Source organism: Nostoc sp. KVJ3 (genome assembly GCF_026127265.1).
GTDB lineage: Bacteria > Cyanobacteriota > Cyanobacteriia > Cyanobacteriales > Nostocaceae > Nostoc.
Map to the genome: position 1 here is coordinate 1 of NZ_WWFG01000005.1, position 19,867 is coordinate 19,867.

At 40.9% G+C, this 19,867-nt stretch carries 22 protein-coding genes and 2 pseudogenes; 9 read left to right on the plus strand and 15 right to left on the minus strand.

Features of this window, described 5'->3' with window-relative positions; translation table 11 throughout:
• The first annotated feature begins 7 nt into the window (after positions 1 to 7).
• Both GTQ43_RS41565 and GTQ43_RS34295 read left to right on the plus strand, forming a co-directional pair.
• Positions 8 to 178 (plus strand): DUF6753 family protein, encoded by a 171-nt coding sequence (locus GTQ43_RS41565; protein WP_321162547.1) that lies wholly within the window; start codon positions 8 to 10, stop codon positions 176 to 178.
• A gap of 383 nt (positions 179 to 561) precedes the next feature.
• A complete protein-coding gene (locus tag GTQ43_RS34295; RefSeq protein WP_265277203.1) occupies positions 562 to 798 on the plus strand; it encodes a hypothetical protein in 237 nt (78 codons plus the stop codon).
• 155 nt (positions 799 to 953) lie between these two features.
• On the opposite strand, the gene GTQ43_RS34300 is transcribed toward GTQ43_RS34295, so the two are convergent.
• The 4 genes from GTQ43_RS34300 to GTQ43_RS34315 all read right to left on the minus strand — a co-directional run bounded on the left by GTQ43_RS34300 (position 954) and on the right by GTQ43_RS34315 (position 2,681).
• Entirely contained in the window at positions 954 to 1,268 is a 315-nt protein-coding gene (locus tag GTQ43_RS34300) for a hypothetical protein (RefSeq protein WP_265277204.1), read from the minus strand.
• 184 nt (positions 1,269 to 1,452) lie between these two features.
• Positions 1,453 to 1,806: a hypothetical protein gene (locus tag GTQ43_RS34305; protein WP_265277205.1), complete on the minus strand. Its 354-nt coding sequence runs from the start codon at positions 1,804 to 1,806 to the stop codon at positions 1,453 to 1,455.
• Between the two features lie 250 nt (positions 1,807 to 2,056).
• On the minus strand, positions 2,057 to 2,353 hold the full coding sequence (locus GTQ43_RS34310; RefSeq protein WP_265277206.1) for a hypothetical protein: 297 nt from the start codon (positions 2,351 to 2,353) through the stop codon (positions 2,057 to 2,059).
• 115 nt (positions 2,354 to 2,468) lie between these two features.
• Entirely contained in the window at positions 2,469 to 2,681 is a 213-nt protein-coding gene (locus GTQ43_RS34315; RefSeq protein WP_265277207.1) for a hypothetical protein, read from the minus strand.
• Between the two features lie 327 nt (positions 2,682 to 3,008).
• Here GTQ43_RS34315 and GTQ43_RS34320 point away from each other — a divergent pair, with 327 nt between their 5' ends.
• The 5 genes from GTQ43_RS34320 to GTQ43_RS34340 are packed head-to-tail and all read left to right on the plus strand — an operon-like array spanning position 3,009 to position 4,814.
• The gene (locus tag GTQ43_RS34320) at positions 3,009 to 3,575 is read left to right on the plus strand and encodes a hypothetical protein (RefSeq protein WP_265277208.1); all 567 of its coding nucleotides are present in this window, start codon (positions 3,009 to 3,011) and stop codon (positions 3,573 to 3,575) included.
• Between the two features lie 13 nt (positions 3,576 to 3,588).
• A complete protein-coding gene (locus GTQ43_RS34325; RefSeq protein ID WP_265277209.1) occupies positions 3,589 to 3,810 on the plus strand; it encodes a hypothetical protein in 222 nt (73 codons plus the stop codon).
• A gap of 17 nt (positions 3,811 to 3,827) precedes the next feature.
• Positions 3,828 to 4,493, plus strand: coding sequence for an ATP-binding protein (locus GTQ43_RS34330; RefSeq protein ID WP_265277210.1), 666 nt, complete (start codon positions 3,828 to 3,830; stop codon positions 4,491 to 4,493).
• Positions 4,487 to 4,636 (plus strand): hypothetical protein, encoded by a 150-nt coding sequence (locus GTQ43_RS34335; RefSeq protein WP_265277211.1) that lies wholly within the window; start codon positions 4,487 to 4,489, stop codon positions 4,634 to 4,636. Before GTQ43_RS34330 ends, GTQ43_RS34335 begins: the two co-directional genes overlap by 7 nt.
• Positions 4,637 to 4,664: 28 nt before the next feature.
• Positions 4,665 to 4,814, plus strand: coding sequence for a hypothetical protein (locus tag GTQ43_RS34340; RefSeq protein WP_265277212.1), 150 nt, complete (start codon positions 4,665 to 4,667; stop codon positions 4,812 to 4,814).
• Positions 4,815 to 4,866: 52 nt separating this feature from the next.
• Here the strand turns inward: GTQ43_RS34340 and GTQ43_RS34345 are convergent, their stop codons facing one another.
• Together GTQ43_RS34345 and GTQ43_RS34350 are read right to left on the minus strand one after the other, a co-directional pair.
• On the minus strand, positions 4,867 to 5,157 hold the full coding sequence (locus tag GTQ43_RS34345; RefSeq protein ID WP_265277214.1) for a hypothetical protein: 291 nt from the start codon (positions 5,155 to 5,157) through the stop codon (positions 4,867 to 4,869).
• A gap of 2 nt (positions 5,158 to 5,159) precedes the next feature.
• Positions 5,160 to 6,119: pseudogene (locus GTQ43_RS34350) on the minus strand (ParM/StbA family protein).
• 1,010 nt (positions 6,120 to 7,129) lie between these two features.
• On the opposite strand from GTQ43_RS34350, the gene GTQ43_RS41910 reads away from it, so the two are divergent.
• A complete protein-coding gene (locus tag GTQ43_RS41910; protein ID WP_196517849.1) occupies positions 7,130 to 7,207 on the plus strand; it encodes a sigma-70 factor domain-containing protein in 78 nt (25 codons plus the stop codon).
• Between the two features lie 758 nt (positions 7,208 to 7,965).
• Here the strand turns inward: GTQ43_RS41910 and GTQ43_RS34360 are convergent.
• From GTQ43_RS34360 to GTQ43_RS34395, 8 genes are all read right to left on the minus strand, one after another.
• Positions 7,966 to 9,138 carry a ParB/RepB/Spo0J family partition protein gene (locus tag GTQ43_RS34360; protein ID WP_265277215.1) on the minus strand — a complete coding sequence of 391 codons (1,173 nt, stop codon included), beginning with the start codon at positions 9,136 to 9,138 and terminating at the stop codon, positions 7,966 to 7,968.
• 3 nt (positions 9,139 to 9,141) lie between these two features.
• The gene (locus GTQ43_RS34365; RefSeq protein ID WP_265270886.1) at positions 9,142 to 9,945 is read right to left on the minus strand and encodes a ParA family protein; all 804 of its coding nucleotides are present in this window, start codon (positions 9,943 to 9,945) and stop codon (positions 9,142 to 9,144) included.
• Between the two features lie 687 nt (positions 9,946 to 10,632).
• Entirely contained in the window at positions 10,633 to 11,844 is a 1,212-nt protein-coding gene (locus GTQ43_RS34370) for an RNA-guided endonuclease InsQ/TnpB family protein (protein WP_265270887.1), read from the minus strand.
• A gap of 280 nt (positions 11,845 to 12,124) precedes the next feature.
• On the minus strand, positions 12,125 to 13,360 hold the full coding sequence (locus tag GTQ43_RS34375; protein WP_265277216.1) for a ParM/StbA family protein: 1,236 nt from the start codon (positions 13,358 to 13,360) through the stop codon (positions 12,125 to 12,127).
• 24 nt (positions 13,361 to 13,384) lie between these two features.
• Positions 13,385 to 13,612 carry a hypothetical protein gene (locus tag GTQ43_RS34380; RefSeq protein WP_265277217.1) on the minus strand — a complete coding sequence of 76 codons (228 nt, stop codon included), beginning with the start codon at positions 13,610 to 13,612 and terminating at the stop codon, positions 13,385 to 13,387.
• Between the two features lie 714 nt (positions 13,613 to 14,326).
• A complete protein-coding gene (locus GTQ43_RS34385; protein WP_265277218.1) occupies positions 14,327 to 14,659 on the minus strand; it encodes a hypothetical protein in 333 nt (110 codons plus the stop codon).
• A complete protein-coding gene (locus GTQ43_RS34390) occupies positions 14,656 to 14,904 on the minus strand; it encodes a hypothetical protein (protein ID WP_265277219.1) in 249 nt (82 codons plus the stop codon). Before GTQ43_RS34390 ends, GTQ43_RS34385 begins: the two co-directional genes overlap by 4 nt.
• 211 nt (positions 14,905 to 15,115) lie before the next feature.
• Positions 15,116 to 16,147 (minus strand): transposase, encoded by a 1,032-nt coding sequence (locus tag GTQ43_RS34395; protein ID WP_265273632.1) that lies wholly within the window; start codon positions 16,145 to 16,147, stop codon positions 15,116 to 15,118.
• Between the two features lie 173 nt (positions 16,148 to 16,320).
• Here GTQ43_RS34395 and GTQ43_RS34400 point away from each other — a divergent pair, with 173 nt between their 5' ends.
• Positions 16,321 to 17,562, plus strand: a complete 1,242-nt coding sequence (locus GTQ43_RS34400; protein ID WP_265277220.1) for a relaxase/mobilization nuclease domain-containing protein — start codon at positions 16,321 to 16,323, stop codon at positions 17,560 to 17,562.
• Between the two features lie 640 nt (positions 17,563 to 18,202).
• Here the strand turns inward: GTQ43_RS34400 and GTQ43_RS34405 are convergent.
• Positions 18,203 to 19,694 (minus strand): annotated as a pseudogene (locus GTQ43_RS34405) (IS1380 family transposase).
• Between the last annotated feature and the right edge of the window lie 173 nt (positions 19,695 to 19,867).

Consider the following 19,867-nt stretch of genomic DNA (forward strand, 5'->3'; position numbering starts at 1 on the left):
TCAAGATTTGCTGAGTCGTGACCAAAACGGTCAACTTACTTGTGCTAAAGATGTCAAGCGTTTGGGGGTAACACTGGAAATTGGAGCAAGTAGCAGAAAAGCCTCATCCGGGTTCTGCACATTATGGACATCACCTAGCAATCAACGCCAGTTTGTGTCTAAACCGCGTCAACCTTGAAAACCATAGCTTTTTGGAATTAGGTTAAAGCTCAGAACTCAAGCCGCGAAAGAATAATACACTCTCCTTAAAAACTCCAGGTTTCAAAATGAACGGGGTTTAAGTTAAAAAATTAGTTGTCAATTTCTCAATCGTAGAAGAGGATTCAGCAGATGTTTACCTGCAAAGTTAACTGGCTTTGGCTGCTGGTAATAGGAGGTATAGTTACAGCTTGTACCCCTACTACTGTAATGTCAGTGGCAAGGATGAGAGGAATACGACTCAAGCTCAAGCTCAAACTGTGCCTAATTATCCACCGATGTATGATGTGGATGTTAAAGTTTGTGGCAACATCATTGCCCCGCTAAAAAGATGGAAAACGTTGTGTCAATCAACAATTACGTTTGTGGGGCCCAGTAGGAGAGGCAAAATTAGTTCGTGCTGGTATTTCTCTACCATCAGTTTCTAGCGTAGAGCATAAATTGGCGATCGCCTCGAAAGGCTGTTATCCTATTTATTCCCAACCTGACCAGCAGCAGTTTTATTGGGCTAATTCCATTATTCAAGTCAACAGGGGGGAACTGCACCCACAGTCGAAGTCAAGCCAACTCAACTTTCAAACCAGCAGATTGATGAGTTGATGACTAGTAAACTTTCCAGTCGGACAATTACAACATTTGGTGGGGTAGGGTGCGAAGCTGCATCTTCTGTAAAATAAAGCTTTTACGGTTAAGGGTGGGTGGGCAAAAAAGTTACCCCACATTTTAGTGGGGCTGCTGTGACAACCAGCAGGTAATTATGAAGCTTCAGCCCATCTAGCTGTACGTTGTTGTTTATGAGCTTTACGCCGCCCCCGTACTGCATCCAAATCTTTCAGTCCATACAGACGTTTGGCGTATGCTAGTAGTTCATTGATGGGAGTTTCGCTATAGTCCTGGCGAAAGTGAATGTTATGTTCGTTCCAATCAAACTCTTGCTGATTAAAACGTGCTTGAGCAGCAAGTTCTCTGCCTGATTCCTCACGTAAAACTTCCAGTACCATTAATCGTACTTTATCCTGATATCCTATTACTTGATCCAACGCTTTTGTTTGTTGCTGATTACGAGTCATTTGATTATCCTTTGATTAACGAATTGCTACATCTCACCTAAATAGCATCGACAGATGCCTTCTGAGTTAGAGTTCACTTTTGAGTCTCTTTAATTCAGCAGCAATCGCTGCATTCAATTCTGTTTTTTGGATGCGGGTGGGCGGGAAATAGAATGCCCTGAATTAGACAATTCAGGCATTGTAATTAATCGTCAATTTCTACATCTTCGTCATCTTCATCTTGTTCAAAATCGTCATTTATCAAGTCATCAGAGTTGCTACTCAAACCATTGAGTCCGTCCATGCGTTTAGACCGAGCAGCTTTATGAGAAGCACGTCTATCTCGTATTTCATCAAGATTATTCAAGCCGTAAAGTTTGCGAGCATAATTCACCAGTTCTTTTAATGGTGTATTTACATAGTCCTTACGGAACTGAGAATTGTGTTTGTCCCAATCAAACTCTTGTCCGTTAAATCTGGCTGCTGCTGCTAATTCTCTTCCTGATTCTTCCCGCAATACTTCAATTACCATCAGGTGTACTTTTTCCTGATAAGTCATTACTCGTTCTAAAGCAGGAATATGCTTTCAATTTTACGTGATGCTTTAGCAGTTTTGCGAACGTTAACGTTAACCATGAGAATTACTCCTTGGTATTTAGTATTTTTCTCATAGAAACAGCATCGAAAGATGCAATCCGCTCCAATTTCAATTCTTTATTCGGCAAAAAAATAACCATGTATTGTTTGAGGCAATACATGGTTATTTTAGGTTATTATTATGTCAATTACTGAGAATAAGTCGGAGTTATTTACTCGTCTTCATCTTCTTCATCTAATTCGTCATCTTCATCTAAATCTTCGTCGAGTTCATCTTCGATATCCTCCTCATCTTCATCCAGGTCTTCGTCTAGTTCGTCATCTAAATCGTCAAGTTCTTCCTCTTCTTGTTCTTGGAAAGAATTACGACGTTCCAGAGATGCGCGGTTGAATTCCACTAAATCTGCTATTGCTTGCTCTGGGTCAGTGCTGATAGTGTCGTACAGCATACTCATGAAAATTGCCACTACTTCTGGTGCATATTTGAGTGCATCTGGTTGTCCAAACAATTTAGTAAATAATTTGGTATTCCATTTTTGCCAATCAAACTTTTTGTTACCACCTTTCTTTTTGACTTGGGCTGCAATGTCAAGTCCGAGTTTTTCACGCGCTGCATGACCGATTTTAGTTGAAACACGAATCCCGTAGTTGTAATTTAACGCCGTATTCTTTGAAGATTAGGTTCCGCAATTCCTTCAACAATGCTAATGCCTCTTCTTGTGGTGAAGCATTCGCTACCTTTGATTTAGTTGTAGCGGATGTGCCATTGGTTTTGGCAGATGTTTTAGCATTAGCTGCGTTGCGATTGTTATTGATTCTAGCTTTAGCGATAGCCATTTTACAACTTCCTTTAATGAAGTTAATTTTTCACCTCCTTGCCGCAATCGCGGCTTTCACATCCATTTCATTTCAATTTCATTTTTTTGCGATTTCAAACCTGTCTTTGCTGTGACAAATTTATGCTTTTAAGAGATAAAGAAGCGGACTAGGAGCAGTTTCCGAAATTAACACTGTACTGGAGGCGATGCCTGCGGCGGGCGTAGCCATCGCTCTTTTTCACACAAGAAGTATAGCCAACCCGTTAGTAATAATTATCCGTGTGGCTAAAGCATCAGTAATTAAATTTGCTCTAAAAGTGGAAAGTAAGTTGTTAAAGTCAAATTTATGAAGTTGACAGACTGGCCTGCTCTAGCTAACCAAAATACTCCAATTGTGGCTGTGGAGTATCATACGCCTGACAGAATGCAGATATTACAGTTTTACCATTGGGGTGAAGAACGTTCTTTGTCAGTCTTTGTCTGGAATCCTGGTTACTGTGGACTACAGCAATTAATTCAGCATCAAGGTCAGTACATCTTACAGTCAACTGACAGGGGTAAAAACGGGGACATTATTCAGTATCTTCTGGAGGAATATCAACCAGGCATTTATTTACTAGAGGGAGTTCTAAATGAGGGTGATGGTAGCAAAATAAGTCAAAAATTTAGCTATCAATTACTAAATGCCTGTCATCAAGCTCTCTGGAGTCAACAACATCATTACTGGGTGTTATTGGAAACTTACGTTCAACTATCTCTAGAATTACAGCCTTTTATTCCTATACTGTCAAATCCACTTCCAGATCAACAGCAGGTGCAAATGGTTGTGCAGCAGTTTTGTGATACCTGGGTTGGGCGTAGTCATCCCGGCTTCAGCAGTTTGCGGAGTGCGATCGCGATCGCCGCGCTGTAGCTGATCGCAATTCTTGGTTAAAAACAACAAAAAAACATCAGCACTGCAATTGCTCTTTCGTGCCTGTCAGGGTTTACCCATAGGCGAGATGAATATGCTATTACAGCAATCTCTGAGTTTTACAGAGCAGCTTGAGGAAATCGCCCAATTAGTCCTAGAGCATAAAGTTAGCAAATTGCGGGGTCGGGGTTTAGAGTACATTGCTCAACCGGATGTACCTTCAGCCGGGGATTAGATTTACTGGAGAAAAGGTTGGAAACTATTACCTGTCTACTTCAACCTAAAGCAAAGCAATATGGTTTGAAGTTTCCCACTGGAATGCTCTTATGGGGGCCACCGGGTACTGGTAAAAGTCTTTCTGCCAAGTTAGCAGCTAAGAAAATGGGATTACCATTGTTAGCAGCTAATTGGGGTGTACTACTGGGTGATCCTCATCCCGACAGAGCATTAAAGGAGTTTATTGCTTTGGTGACTTCCCTTGCTCCCTGTGTACTCTACTGGGATGACTTTGATAAAGGCTTTGCTGGCTGGGATTCCAATGCAGATGGAGGTGTAGCACGGCGGCTATCTGCGGCTTTACTAACTTGGATGCAAGAGCATCAAGAGCCAGTTTATACCATTGCTACTGTCAATCGCTTGTCAATGCTACCTGCGGAGTTAGTTCGCCGTTTTGATGATATCTTTTTTGTGGACTTACCCCATGAAGGGGCAAGATATGAAGTTTTCAATCTACATCTAGCTAAGTATTTTCCAGCTTTTCGAGACAATAACTCACCTTGGAGTGATGATCAATGGCGTAGACTGTTGGCTGAATATCGCATTTGCAGTCCAGCAGAAATTGGTAATGCAGTCGTCGTTGTGCTGAGGAGGCTTTTTATCAAGGTAGACCTGGGGAAATTGAGTTTGAGGATTTGCTGAAACAGCGACAAGAATTCACACCAGCTATGGAGCGAGAGTCAGAACAGATACAGGCAATTCGCAATCAGGCTATTTATGCTAAACCTGTAGCTAGTCAGGATGTTTCTCGATTTGCTTATCAGCATCGGGAGTTATTTGGGTGAGTCGAATGTAATTTTTGAAATTCAGCTTGTGTCGGATTTTAAAATGCCGATGGTAGAAGTATGGTTGGGATTATTGCTGGGTGGGTTTACATTAGAACAACGTGGTAATTTTTATCACAACCAAAATGTCTGGGTGAACAGCTCTCTAACTTCGACTGGTGACATCCTTGGGCGCTGACTCTGAGACTACAGCATCGGCTGACCAACCTCACGGGAGCCCTGTATTTCCCTTACAAATCAAAATCAAGGCTGAAGGTTTGGTCATCAGAATCCTCTGGTTTAGAGTCTGTAGATAGCTGGGGAATCGGCTGAATAAGTTGGTTTGACTCAGTATTAATCGGGGTGAAAGCTACTTGTTGGGTAGGGAATGTACCCTTTCTGAAAGCAAAATAACAATCAATGATAAAGTAAAGCGTCTCCAGGTAACTTTTACCTAATTGCTGTGATTCTGCAAATATCCGCTCCCGGTAGCTATCTTTGATCCGAACTTTTTCCGGTGTCAAGTCTTGTTTGTCTGCCATTGTTATAACTTCCCAGATGTGTTTGGTGAATTCTTGCTGATAATAGTTTTTGCCATTTCTAGAAGCCCAAAAACATTAGCTTCCACTGGATTATCCAGAATTTTGAAACCGTTCTTTTCTAAGAGCTTCTTAAATCCTGGTAACAGGCAGCCTCCACCTATCGCCCAGATTTCATCCCCTTGGTGCTTGGCATCAAGTGTCAGATTCACCACTTTTTTTAAGTATTTTTCATACCAATCTTTCAAGCAAGCGCTGTATATATCTTTGATATCTATGTCACGGCTGTACTTGGTATGCCCCATTTCCAGACAAAATCGGATTTTTGATGCATCCCCGATTTTTCCCCCCCATTTAGATGTTTCATTTTTTGGGAGATATCATCAATGAGAACTTCTACACCAATGGGGTAGGCGGTGTGAACTTCTCGTTTTCCCTGGTTGTAACGAGAATACAGAGTCGTGCCATTGCCAAAATCTAAAATGGTTAATTTTTTGGGTAGTTGATGCCCAAATAATGCACCCATCCCTCTAGAACGACTTTCAGCACTTCTACTTTCACATCTGATTGTTTGCCGGCAAGTATCGGCTGATATTCCCCACTTAGTACTTTTTGTAGTTCTTCAGCCAGACCAATCATGTAAGCTGACAACTAATTTTAAGTGCCAAGCCTTACGGTGTGGCAGATGTGCCAATGCACCGAAAAGTCAATAATGCGTTGTTGACTTTATTTTCATTATTGTCTGTGTTCCGGTCAAAATGATAACCTGTACGGAAAGCTGATTCTCCAACTGTGTAGGCACTACCGTTAAAAACTACCCTCCCTGGTACATCTTCCATGTCGGCTGTGGAAATAGCTGGGGACACGAACTACTTCAAACCCTTCGACTAAAAGTTTGAGACTTTCCGTAACCGTTATCAAAGCCAGCAGGAAAATTTTTTTTGCAAGGCGTGAATGTTTGACATAGGGATCAAGTCAATACGTTTTGATTTGTGAAAGTTATCTGTTCAGATTATCTAGGGGAGCAGGAAAGCAGGGAGAGAAGAATAACTTGCTATGAGTCTTTCCCCAGAACTCTGCCCCTTCCTTCTCTAACCTCAAGAGCTTATCATAACCCCTTGGGGGCTAAGTGGGTACATTTGGTTGTACGACACTTTGCGCCCCACCTAGCCCCCATATAGCACCCATATAGGTGTCAAATTCTTATCGAAGTTCTAATCTATCTTTGGGGTACATATAGTCCCATATAGCCCCCATCAGCAATTTTTGAAATCTTTTCTATCAACGCAGTAGAAATTAACTTACAAAAAAATAGAGAAGAAGGAATAAAAAACTTTAGTTGTGGATCTAAGCCCACTTAAAAATATTTATTTCGAGACGCATAACGCGAAATACAAAGCGCAGAGGCGGAATGTCTCCGCCTCCGCTCCTTGCTTCAATCCGCGTTTCAAAACGTTGGTTCCCTACACCCTCTAAAATGGTTGACTGTTTGATTTTATACTCTACTGTCAATGTCTTTGTTATAAGGGAAATACCGAAAACCCTTGAGAAACAGCAACACAGTTGCGTTTTTCGTACTTCAGGCAAAGGACGAAGGCTAAAAAAGGCGTTTACGCCTGAGCAATATATAGTACAATTGAACTCAACAGGAACGGTAATTAACCTGTATAAAAACCCAACTGCCTAACGGCAATCTGCACCTTGACAACTGAAGATATGGGGTTCTATTCCATAGTTCTAGCTCCTTTCCAGGAATAGGTAAAATCTTCATGGAGACTAGACAATCAGAATTTAAATCAAGCAAATTTTTGGACTAATCCGACTACCGAGGGGCACTCGGAAAGTTAATGCTTGGGGAGAGAACCACCTCTGGATTAGATACCGCAAGGGGTCTAATTTAAGTGGACTCGCTGAACCAAGAATCTCCGTGGCTTCAGCCCGGAGAGTGTCAATAAATTAGCTTCCCGCCCACAAGATGTCTAGCCAGAGCTTTGATACAGTTGGAATTTATCTACGAGAAATTGGTCGCTTTCCGAGGCTATTGCCAGAGTAAAAGATTATCTACACAAGACTTGTAAGCTGTCGCGCATTTAAATTGTATAATTTTGGGTCTAAAACCCTTCCATAGCCTAGAGGCAGCTAAAAATTAGATGCGTAGCAGCTTAAGGCCAATGCAAAACTTGATAAGCAAAACAATTCTCAAGTGCAACGACTAGAGCCTTCCCCAACTACGGCTGAACTAGCTGCCGAGGTAAATAAAACAAAGCACAGTTAACCCAAATCTAAAAGCTTGGTCAACTGGCTAAACAAAAAATGATTACCGCCAACCTTCGATTAGTGGTAGCGGTAGCTAAAAATGTCGCTGGAGTAACCTGGAATTTCTGGATCTGATTGAAGAGGGAGCAATAGGTTTGCTTTCATCCTGTGGAGAAGTTTGACCCCAATCGGGGATATTAGGATGTGAGCAAGACCAAATTAAAGATTATTTGGTTTTTTGAAAACTACTTATGTCCAAGCAGAAGGAATCACTGTTGTAGAAAGCACTTCTTCCGTACTCAGTCCAATAGCAGCTTGCTCTTAGTTGGGGCACTTAACCTTAATTTGGATGATTGAAGTCCCTCCATTATATTCTCCAACTACAGGCTCACCCGTAAACTCACAAAGTATCCTCTCTTGGCAGTCTAGAAATCTCACATACTGAAACCGGTTACGCTGATAATTCTGGTTTTACTCTGCGGGATTCAGGCGAAAGCCATTTGGGTAGTTTAGATAGGCACTCATAGATTACATGGACATATCGGGTTCAGTAAACTAAGTCAAACAAGATAGTATTAGTCCAACTTTTTTCCGAATCTCTTTTGCCTTAGCTTCTAATACAGCCAATAAATCTCTCAGTTGCTCTTGCTGGATATCTTCGACCTTAGTTGCTGAGACATCTCGAATTAGAGAACTGATTTGGTGACTTGGTTTAGGTTTTGTTTCAGGAGCATGTTCAGCAATAGTTTGGGCAACTAGAAAACGAGTTTGAGCGACTGTTAGCCTTTCTTGCAAAACTTGTGATGTAGCATCTTGTCGGATTTTAAGAGCTTTAGTTTCTTCAACTTTTAAATTTTTAGAATTTATTTTTTGGAGTGACCGGGCATGGTTTGCACCAAGTCCTGATTGTCTAATCGCAATTTTTAAGTCTTCTGAAAGCCGTAAACAAGGAAAGACATTTGCATCTACTGATGCTGGATTTTGTTGAAAACGTAGTAATAACAGAAGAATACTTTGTTCTATTTCGTCTAAATTAAATTCTTTAATGCCTTCTGACTGCTCTTTTCTAGTTAAAATAACCAATTCAGTTAACTGGGGCAAAAGTTTTTTTGCGTTTAATCTAGCTATTGCTCTCCTAAGTGCTCTAACTACTTCTTCCTGTTCAAATTCCAAAGCTAACTTAGCCTGTTGAATCAAACCTTCGGCTAAATCTAGCTCATTCAAGCCTTCTCGGTGAAGACTAGTTAATAAAGTGCGTGCATGTAATTCCTCTTCAGAAAGAACTTTCTGAAGCATCACTGCATCTAGTGTTTCAATTTCTGGCTGTAACTCTTCTGCAACGGATCTCCATCTCCGTTCTCCATCAAAAATGATATTTCCCGGTAGTAAAATAATCGGCTGTTGTTGCCCTTCCTCTCTAATGGAAACAGCCATACTCCGAATACTATCCGAAGTAAATGTTTGCCTTGCTTGTTTCGGATTGGGTCTTACTTCACTATAGTGAATTTTAAAAATTCCAGATGCTTTCAAATGTTCTCGTAGGTCTTCAATAGTTTGATTGAGGAGTGTACGTTCTTCTTCAGCAAGCTTTCCCTGTGCTTGTTCATCTTTTAATCTTGTAATCTCTGCCTGTAAATCTTCTACTCGTTCTTCAAGCCCAAATATCTGTTGTGAATCAGCAGCAGAAGCAAACATTCCAAGTACACTCGGGTTGTTTAATTTTGTCATCGATTAACCTCTTATTAGCTTAAGTTCGTTAACTAGTGCATCAACAATTGGCATAAAATCTCCTCTTGCCTCTTTGCCCGGTCTGTAAATCCCCAGAGGTAGCCCTCTACCAGAAGCATTAAGAATATCAGCTGATTCTCGAATTGGGCTAAAATACTGAATTCCCAAATTCTTACAGACTAGGGGAAGTTCCTCAACAATACTTCTATGCGCTCCCCAATCACTTTTCCAACGAGTAGGAACTATACCTAATATTTTCGGAGTCGGTTTCAATCTCAGCCGCTTGCAGTTGAAATAGTACCACTCAATCATCGCCGCAGCACTTTGAGAAGCCTTGTATTCAGGTTGAATGGGAATTAACACGTGGCTAGAAGCTGCAAGAGCAGTCAGTGGTAAAGGCTCTAATGTTGCAGGACAATCGATAATTACAAAATCGTGAGATAAGGGATAATCACTCAACCGATCTGCAAGAGTATAAGCTCCACGCAGATCCTTTGAAACTTCCCGAATTGTTTCGTGTAATTCTTTTCCGCCTTTACAAACTTGAATTTTGTCAATCTTACCTTGCCAAGCTGTAACTAAAGGCCAGTTCCCATTGAAATCTGGGTGGTAAACATTAGCCATTGTTCCCTGAGTTTTAAATTCTCCTAATCCGCAAAATAATGTCAATGATTCGTTAGGATCGATGTCTAATAGTGCCACTGAATAGCCACGAACACCCAATTCATACGCAAGATTGTATGAAATAGTACTTTTCGCCACTCCTCCAGCGTTTGTCTCAATCGAAAGGGTCAAATTGGCAGGCATAATTTTTTCTCTTTCTTGATTACTATATTTCCGACTCCCAGTCATGAGATAACGTTATATCAGTTTGTGCAAAGAATTTTGAGATAATGTTATATCATTTTTCTGATTTCTCTAACAAGGATTGCTATCAACACAGATGTTGACTGCAAGTAATATCGACCTAGCGACACAGATTGCCCAGCGTGGAATTGTACACAAAAAGAAATATACACCGTCCAAGAGATATTCACTCAGCACTTGCTCAATCAAACAGTTCCGTAGAAAAGCACTATGGCTTTTGTGCAAGCTGGTTATTGAGTATAAAAACCAACGGCATAATTCTAGTGTGATTTCAACCTTTAAAGCTGTGTCAATCAGCAGCTATTAATGCGACTTTTTTGAGCTTATTGAGAAGAAAAATCTTCTGTTGACATAATATAACCACCTTGCCATGAAGATTCTACGCTGAACAACAGTCTTTGTTCAAAGTGTACTTGATTGAAGCGGGATAACAATATTCTCTATCTACCTAATGTCATTATAAAAAGGGGCGCTGCCAACAAGGAAGTATTTTCAATCCCCTTAGAACTAGCTATTCTCACCTAACCACGAGTAATCGGCTCATTATTGCAGTGGTTATTGAGAAGTTACTTGACATCCTCCCACCGCTATACCAGGAGTACCTGATATAGCGGGGGATTCCAAAGATCACTCTTTGGGTTTCCTCTTTCCACGACCCGACTTACTTGGAGGGATTTCTCCACCCATGCAGAGGTCGATGTCTCCAGAGGCGATTAACGTTCCTGTGTGCCCCACAGTACGGAGTCCAATCTCAAGTATGTTCCGCGCCGCGTTCCAGTCCCGGTCAAGGGTTAGCCCACAACGAGGACAAACATGAGTTCTAGTGCTAAGAGATTTTTTAACAACTTCACGACAGTTAGAACAATTCTGGCTAGTGAAATGGGGCGGGACTGCAACAGTTACCACGCCAAACACTTTACCGAAATATTCAACCCATTCACGAAACAGCGACCACGATGCATCACTAATTGACTTAGCAATCGCGTGATTCTTGACCATATTCCGCACCATCAAATCTTCATACACCACGAGGTCGTTAGACTTCACTACGCACTTTGCTGTTTTTACAGCAAAGTCTTTACGCTGGCGACTTACTTTGAGGTGTTTACGAGCAAGTTTATTTCTAAACTTGACTCTGTTGTTGGAACCTTTTTTGGACTTAGACAAACGACGTTGCAACCGCTTCAAAGACTTTTCTGATTTGCGAAGATGTCTAGGGTTAGCAACTGTTTCCCCGTTACTATCTGTATAGAAGTGGTTCAATCCCACATCAATACCAATAGTTTTACCAGTTGGTTCTCGTTTTTCAATGCGTTCTTGAGCAATACAAAACTGGGCGTAGTACCCATCGGCACGACGCACAACCCGCACCCTCTTAAACTGTTTAAGTTGGTAGAAGTGCAGGTCACGGGTTCCCCAGAGCTTGAAGGTTCCTGCCTTAAATCCGTCACTAAAAGTGATATACCTGCGGTCTTCGGAGAGTCGCCAGCCACAGGTTTTGTACTCAACAGAACCATGCGTTTGCTCTTTCTTAAACTTTGGAAAACCCTTCTTTCCAGGCTTACTTTTCTTGCAATTATCAAAGAACTGAGCAATTGCAGACCACGCTCTTTCTGCACTGGCTTGACGAGCCATCGAGTTCAGCTTGGATACCCAAGGGAACTCAGTATTAGCAGCAAGGACAGCACAGAACTTACTCAAGTCATATCGCCCAATTCCTCTATTTTCTATCCAGTATCTAAGGCAGCTATTACGAACGAAACGAGCAGTTCTAATTGCTTCATCAAGCTTTCGGTACTGCTCGTTAAGTCCTTCAAGTTTTGCCTCAAATACTAACATATTTACGTCAGATATATTGACGTAAATTATTTCATAGATTTGCGAAAAACTCAACTATTTCCTTTCCTCACTGACCCTCGGTCAGTTATGGTCAGGAACGTCTCGTTTTTCGCCCTCGATTCATGAGGCAGCGCGTTGGGCGGCTCCGCCGACTTGAAGCGACTGCCGTCTCGCCGCCAAATCACAGATTATGGCGGGAGCCTTCTCTCCGATTTAGGTAAAAAGCATCCCAGAAGTGTAGTTGCAGTCCTTGTAACTACACTACTTTTTTCTCAGCTAATCAAACATTCTCGTTCACAGCAATAAAGGTATTAGGTCGCTCACAAGGCGTAAAATTATACTTAGGTTTAACTTCTTCATCTGTACTACCTTCAGCGGATTTAGTTAGCAGTACAACCTCAGAGCGGGTATAACCAGTCAACTCATCAAACTGAATAATCATATACTGGTAGAGCGCCCAGACATCCGCCATCCGATTGCCAATACTAGAAGATATCTCATCAGGTATAAAAATGTTACCGTGCCAGGATATCTTAATTCCCTCTTTCTGGAAGTAAGTGTCTATTTCTGGACGAATATAATCCGCAGTCCCTCCGCAAAACACCAGTTCTTCAATATCCTCATCCATTTTCGAGCGTAACCACCTGACGATCGCACGCCAATATTCATCTCTAGCAAGCAATAAAGCCTTGGACATCGACTCGCCATCAAGTTGAATTTCATCACCTTTGCGCTTGCGTGAGAGTTTCTGCATCACCTGGGGGTCACAATTAACTCCAGCTTCTACCAACACCTCGATAATATTGGGATTATCAGGGCTTAGTCCCGATGTCTTGGAAGTAAAATTATTCACCAGCCAAGACATACCAAAATTACTGGTTATTCCCGCGCCAATTGAACCACTCCGAAAGGTGAAAATACTTGCATTGCGATAACCAAGCATCACGTACATCGAAGCAGGCATATTATTGCCAAGCGATCGCCTACGGTGAAAAAATATTCCACTACCCTCAGAAGCTGCATCATAACGAAGCATTTTTACCCGCATCTTACCTGCTGGTGTATCAAATCCTCGAAACGCTTCCTTTAACCGCACTTGTAACTGTTCTTTGTCTTGCACTTCACCAGGCGGCAGCAGGATGCTCAAGTAAGCTGCAACATCATTACCCAGGTTCAACTTCTCCTTAGCCAGCCAAAATGCACCACAAATTTTAGGGACTGCTAGTTCGTACTTTAGCTCCTTCAGCTGCGATATACCCCCAAACCGACGACGGGCAAGCTCTCCCAAGGCGCAATACTCATCACCTATTCCTACCCAAGTACGAGATTCAGCATTACCTTCTTGTTGAATGCTCTCAATCGAAGCTTTAGCAACGTCCGCTACTTCTGAGTCGAAAAGTAAAACAACAGGCTTTCCCTCTGGATACTCCTGAACGATCGCCTTGGTTTTACTTGCACCCATGTCAATCGTAATTACTACCTTTTTTACGTCTGTTTTCTCCTTAGTTTTGGGCATATCTTTATCTTTTATTACCTTTTACTATCGTTCCCAATTTAACCGAAATGAGAAAAATACTGTGGTGTAAAACACTTTCTTTACAGGGTTTAACAGCTTTTTTACATACAAAGTGCGTAGAGAAAAAACTATTACGGCGATGTTCTTCGATGGCGCTACAGCATTCATACCAACTTCATTGAGTAGAGAGTCCACTGCAAACTGCCAGCAACCAAGTTCAAATTGCCACGGGGCTAACTGAAGTACCTCCATAGCACTAATACCAAATCAAAACCGTAAATCCTAAGTACATTAAAGTATTAAATATTGCTTTTATACCCGATGATCAAATCACCTCCTAAATCATGACTAAATTACCCCAATCACACCCAAATCCTGTATCAACTAAAAGTTGAATTATTAAACAAAATTAGCTTTTTGCCTGTAATTCAAACAATGCGATTGTCATCATCACACCCGTATTACCTCAACCATCCCCGTAATTACCCCAGTAAAAAGTATCGTTATTGTGCAGTCTTGGGCAATAACAAGGTATGTCAAATAGGGTCAATTACACATTTGCTTTGCTGTCAAATTTTTGATCGCAGCTTTTACAGATGAGATACATGAAGTGATTATTCCAGGCGAACGCACCTCTAAAACTAGAATGCGATCGCCTTTCCAGTTCGGTCAAATACTGTTGATGCACTCGACCAAAGGGTTTGACCAAATTTATGGCTGAAATGGTTTCATAGAAACTTTGAGGAATGCAGTGCAGGTGCTTGAGGAAAAACTCCTTCTAAATGCGCCCAATGGAGAGGTGAAAAGCACCTCCTAACAACAAACAGCGCCAGGCGATCGCACTCCAGGAGATATTGCCCACAACGACAAACAGGACAAGGATAGGACTTACGCAAGTATCACAACCGAAGGCAGAGAGAGTATGCTTTTCTCAAATATCTAACCACCCATATCCTCATAATCCCCTCACTCCAGACGAAATCCTGCATCAACTTCTATTTCTGCCTTAGCAATTGGATCATCCTCGTCATCATTAAAAAACCCATCATCTTCGGAATCTTCTCCCAAAACATTTGATCCGACTGGTTCTGTCGCAACAGGTAACGACACAGGACTTGGCCCAGTGGAATCAAAAAAAGAAACTGAAGGGGGAACCGAATTAGCTGAAATAGGAGTTATTTCCACGCCATTAGTTCCAACTGTTGGTTGTAACCCAGTTGCACCTTGCGAGAAAACTCCACTATGAGGATTAACAAGAACTATCTGGGGCAACCCCTCCATCCCAAACGTCCGTTTCATCTTAATGATCTGAACTTCAAGTTGCGCGATCGCATCATGGAGGGCTGACTGCAATTCAACACCAGATACCCCGCAGCAGATAGCGCAAACGGTAGGTAATACGCCCGCAGCGCCTCACATACTAACTCAGTTTGCCCTCGCTTCTTTGACTGGAGATAGCTAATTACTATACCGTCCTCCATATCTTTATTCCGCATGATACGCGCCAACTCAACCGAATCAGCTGGCTTACTAGCTCTTGCCATAGCTTCTCTTCTATTAACGTGCAAATCAAGCTTCTCAGTAAGCTATTTGTCAATACTCTTACTTTAACCATACGGTGGGAGAACTCACCCCCGTATTTACTCCGAACTACCCCAATTGACACACTAATTACCCCAATTAAGTGAAATTGGGTTTGATTTTTGTCAATCAAAATAAATAATTTAGAACTTACGCATTGACAGAAAATTGATACTATGTATTCAAATTCAAATTCTGCGCTAAATGTTCCAAAATAAAGTCACGAGCTACTTGGAGAGACAGATTCCTTTGGATTTCATACCAATTTTCAATCAAGTCTTCTGCCCGCATTAATTCTAATTGTGTGAAAGCGCGAATTGCACTAAAAAAGTGAGTCTTAATAGCATCGGTTGTTCTAACCATGAATCTTCCAATGCCACATACTTGTTTAATAGCTCTGTGGTAACACTCAATCCCCCAATGAATTGAATGTAGCTCTTTAAATTCTGTTCTGGAAATTGAGTTTAGTGTATCTTTTTCAGGGATATACATAATGTAATATCTTTTAGTTTCGTTTTTGAAACTTTTCCGAAATACTTTTACCTGACCAAAATTCTTTAGATACACTATTAAACCATCTTCGGGAATTTCTAAGTTTTGGACTTGGGTAAAATTTTTACCATCAATGGAACATGAGCGATTTTTAGCTACCCCAGTTAAAAACCCTAATCCCTTGTTTTTCAGTAACTTCAGGTTTTTTTGACTGGAATACCAAGCGTCAGTTGTCATTGTTTTAGGCTTTAAACCCCAATCCATTACCTCAGTAATCATTTCTCGTAAATAATCATTTTTAGTCTTGTTATCTTGTTTGTTATAAATGCGATAATTTACAGGTACAGATTTACCTGAACACTCGGTGTAATACAAGGTAATTAACTGAACTCCCTTAACGGCACGATGATGTCTACCTGAATAGTAATAACCGATTAAATCTGTTATTTCCGGGTCACTATGAGGCTTATCAATTACCGTATCATCTCCACTTAAAGTACCTCCAACTAGATTGATATTGGGCTTGATTTCTTCAAATAAGTCCTTGGGTTCGTACCGTTCACGTAGCAAAAATCTATTGACGCTATCATGAGATAAATTTTCCATTATCTCTGCCAGACGTGTGCAACCTGGATACTTTGATTCTGCCAGTAGAAACAGAGTATAAGTGTTCAAGTCACATTTAGCGGTTGATGGTTTAGTAATTGCTCTGATTGTCCGAACCCTAAACACAGCCAAGTAAATTATCTGTTTTTAACGCCTCTGGTAACTAGCGGTCGCTGTTTTTTTTCTGCATTCTCCTTATGCACTTTTTGTCTTGCTTGTCAATGCGTAAGTTCTATAATTAACTGAAAAATAAACATGTAGCAAGGGAATATCTCAAAGATATGGGATACTTACCCAAGGAAGAATCATCTGTAGCAGCTACGAGTCAGTTCGTTGCAGTACGCCACCACGATCGCGACCACGAACACCTGCACATAATTGCTTCCCGAATTCGGTTAGATGGCAGCTTAGTTAATGATTCCTATGATTATTTCAACTCCCAAGTCTCAACTAGACGCATCGCGGCGGAACTAGGATTAGAGGTAACACCGACAACGAATGAAGCCGTCGCCTCTAAGTTACAGCAAGAGTATGGCATAACTGCACTCACCAGCCCCAACCGCTCGAAAAGTATTAGAGCAGTCAACAGTAAGCACAAAACCCCAACAAGTAAGGAAATTATTCGCCAAGCAATAGGGGAAGCCATCAAGGATAGTCCCACTGTCTCCACGTTCATCCAACGCTTGGAGGAAAACAACATTGGGGTATTGCCTAAAATGCGGGGGGAGGAACTACTAGGCTTTACCTACATCCATAATGATGTGAAAATCGCTGGTTATCAAGTATACAAACCCTATAGTTGGAACAAACTGCTGTCTGAATACGGAATAACATACGACCAAGAGAAAGATAAGGAAGTAATTCAACAAGCTAAAGCCAGAGCAATTAACCGCATAAATACCAATAATAGAAGCAATAATAATTACTTATCTGTAGATAAACTTACTAGCAGCAATACAAGTGATAGTAATGGCGATACCGATAGTAACACCAAAATATTTACTAGCACAAAAGTACTAAATAGTAATTATACAGATCAAATTTCGACAATACAACCAAAATTAGAAGAGAAACCCACGTCGGAAGCAAATAAGGTTAAAAAAAAAGTACAGCTGCATCTGAAGGAACACCACCCACAACAGGATATTTCAGAAGAAAACCGTCTATCCACTGCTCAACAAATCCTGCAAGAGCAATCTTCCCCTACTGCCCCTTTTCCTAACCTTCTCCCTTCTAAGCTCAAACATCTGCCTTCTACAATCACTGACTATATGCTTGTTACCAATAATTTCCGTATCAAAGGACGGGAGTTGAGTGCCAGCTTAGATGCCAACATTCTGACTGTTTACCGTCATGGGGATAATACTCCTGTGATGCAAACCTGCTATAGTCAGGGAAACTGGTACGAAGAGATACCAACTCGACTAACAACAAACGAAATCGAGCAGATTGAAAGCTTGCGTATCTTTACCCAACAAGCGTTAATGAATAAATCGCGATCGCAAAGAGGTATTGAGCAATAGTAAATCTGTTGGTAGAGAAAACTTAATCCACAGTGCCATTCGACTGTGGGTAAAAAGCCGTTGGGAATTACTATCGTTTCTACGAAGTGTTCAAATTTGAATACTTCGTAGAAACGATATCCTGCTCAGGTGCAAAATCCTAATATCGTTTATCTCGCCCATAACCCCATAGGAAATAACTCTACCTTGTTCTAGCTATATTAAATTATAAAAGTAACTAGAACTAAAGGATGTAACCTATGCCCAAGAAAAAATGCGGACTTGGATTTGACTGTGCCAGTATGATGCAATACCCAGGCATAGACCCGCATTTCTCACAAGCTTGAGGGAAGGAGCAGAGGGGCAGAGGGGCAGAGGGGAAAGAACTTGTACAATAACCGAAATTTCTCACAAACAATAAAAAATCAATTCACATCTCTTGATGTAAGGGATTTTTTGATACATCATCAATTGAAATTTATGATGGTAAACAAAGTAAGTATAAAATATCAACTATCAAGCTAAAACAGTTACCGATATTTTGGCTTATGCTGAGATTGAAACACTCTGTTCATCAAATTAAGCATCCAAAACAAGGCTTGAATCATAACCAAGCCAAAAATATTATTAGAGAGAAGGTGAAATGCTGCTTGACTTGAAATTAAGCGGTATTCGAGAGCATTTTTAAGCATCTGTAAGCAGCAGCAAAGATATGTTTTACAGGACTTGAGCTAGTAATCGCAATTAAAGTTCGCCGTGAGCTTATAGTAATTAAGGCTCCTAACTTCAATAATTTTGTCCGAATAGTCCCAACTTGAGAATTTTTTAATTCGGTTTTGGCTAAACATTGTGACCGCAATCAATGCATTCATCAAAACATAAGCAAGCGAAGAGAACCATAAACGTAGTTGATTTCCCGCAAATGTATGAGTACTAGTTCTATCACTAAAAAGTTCTAGCTGTTGTTCCTTAAAGCGATTTTCCATCTCCCCTCGCTTACAATATTTTTGTCTGTATAGTTGACCAGGGGGTACTTTATTGGTAGGAAGACTTGTAACAACAAAACGAATATTATTTCCCTTTATTCCATATTCAACCTTACAAACAACACGACGACTACGACTCCAAGATTCACGAGTCTGATAGTCTAACGACTTGTGCCAAATTGAGTTGTCAATCAGGTCACAAGCAAGTTCGGAAATTTGTTCATTTGGTTTAAATAGAGTTTCTAAGAATGAAGCTACTGTTGATAACTTCTGCTCAAATTCAAGCGAGGCTCTATTTTGAGTCGCCATAGCCATTTGAATTAAACGGCTGTTTCGCGCCAATCCAAAAACGTAGTCAACTCCAGTCTGCGACTCACACCATGTCATGATATCGTCTCTGGAATAGGCACTATCTCCTCGTACTAAAATCTCAACATTCTGCCAATGTTGACGTATTTGTTTAATGACTCTCTGCAACTCTTCTAACGCCCCAAACGCTGGATCTACATTAGAAGGACGAAGTTTGGCTGCTAATAAGTGTTTCCCACAAAAAATATAAAGTGGAGCATAGCAATATCCTCCATAATAGGTATTGAAGAAAACTTGTTCCTGATTGCCGTGTACTAAATCATCAGTTACATCTAAGTCCAAAATAATTTTTCGTGGTTCTTTTAAGTAAGATTTTAGAAATATATTTACAAATAGGCTTTCAATTTCTTCTGAAGAATGTCCAATTTTATGATAACGACTTTCAGCTCCCTGTTCTACATCTTCGGGACAATGTTCCAGCCGATTTAATGTACTCTTTCCTGCCAATGTTGCAGGTTCATTCTCTACTCCAATCCTTTTTCCTAATGCTATAGCAAACATCTGGTCATGACGTAATTCTTCGTGGTCATTCAAGTCTTCATACCCCATGACCAGCCCGTATATTCGTTGTTTAATTAAGCTCTCTATTGAATGGTCAATTCGATAAGGCTTTCGGTAATCTTGGAAACATAGTGCAAACTGTGATGTGATTTGCAGTTTTCTATCTATTTCAGCAATTAAGCTTAAACCTGCATCAGATGTTACTTGTCCACCCTGGAAATTAACTACGACTGGGGGCGATTTTGGCTGTTCAAATCTGAACTGTTTTGGTATACGATCTGTCGAAGCTGAAGTCATGCTCTACAACTGCCGAAATGCTTTCTATATATACATTTTCGCAGTTTTTGATCCCCTTTTTTTAGATTTTGTGAGAAATCCGCGATAGACTCTGGCGACTGCTTAAATTACAAAACCTGTGGGAGTGCGGTTCAACTAAGCCCCGATGAAGAACTCGAACTTGTTCGTATTCG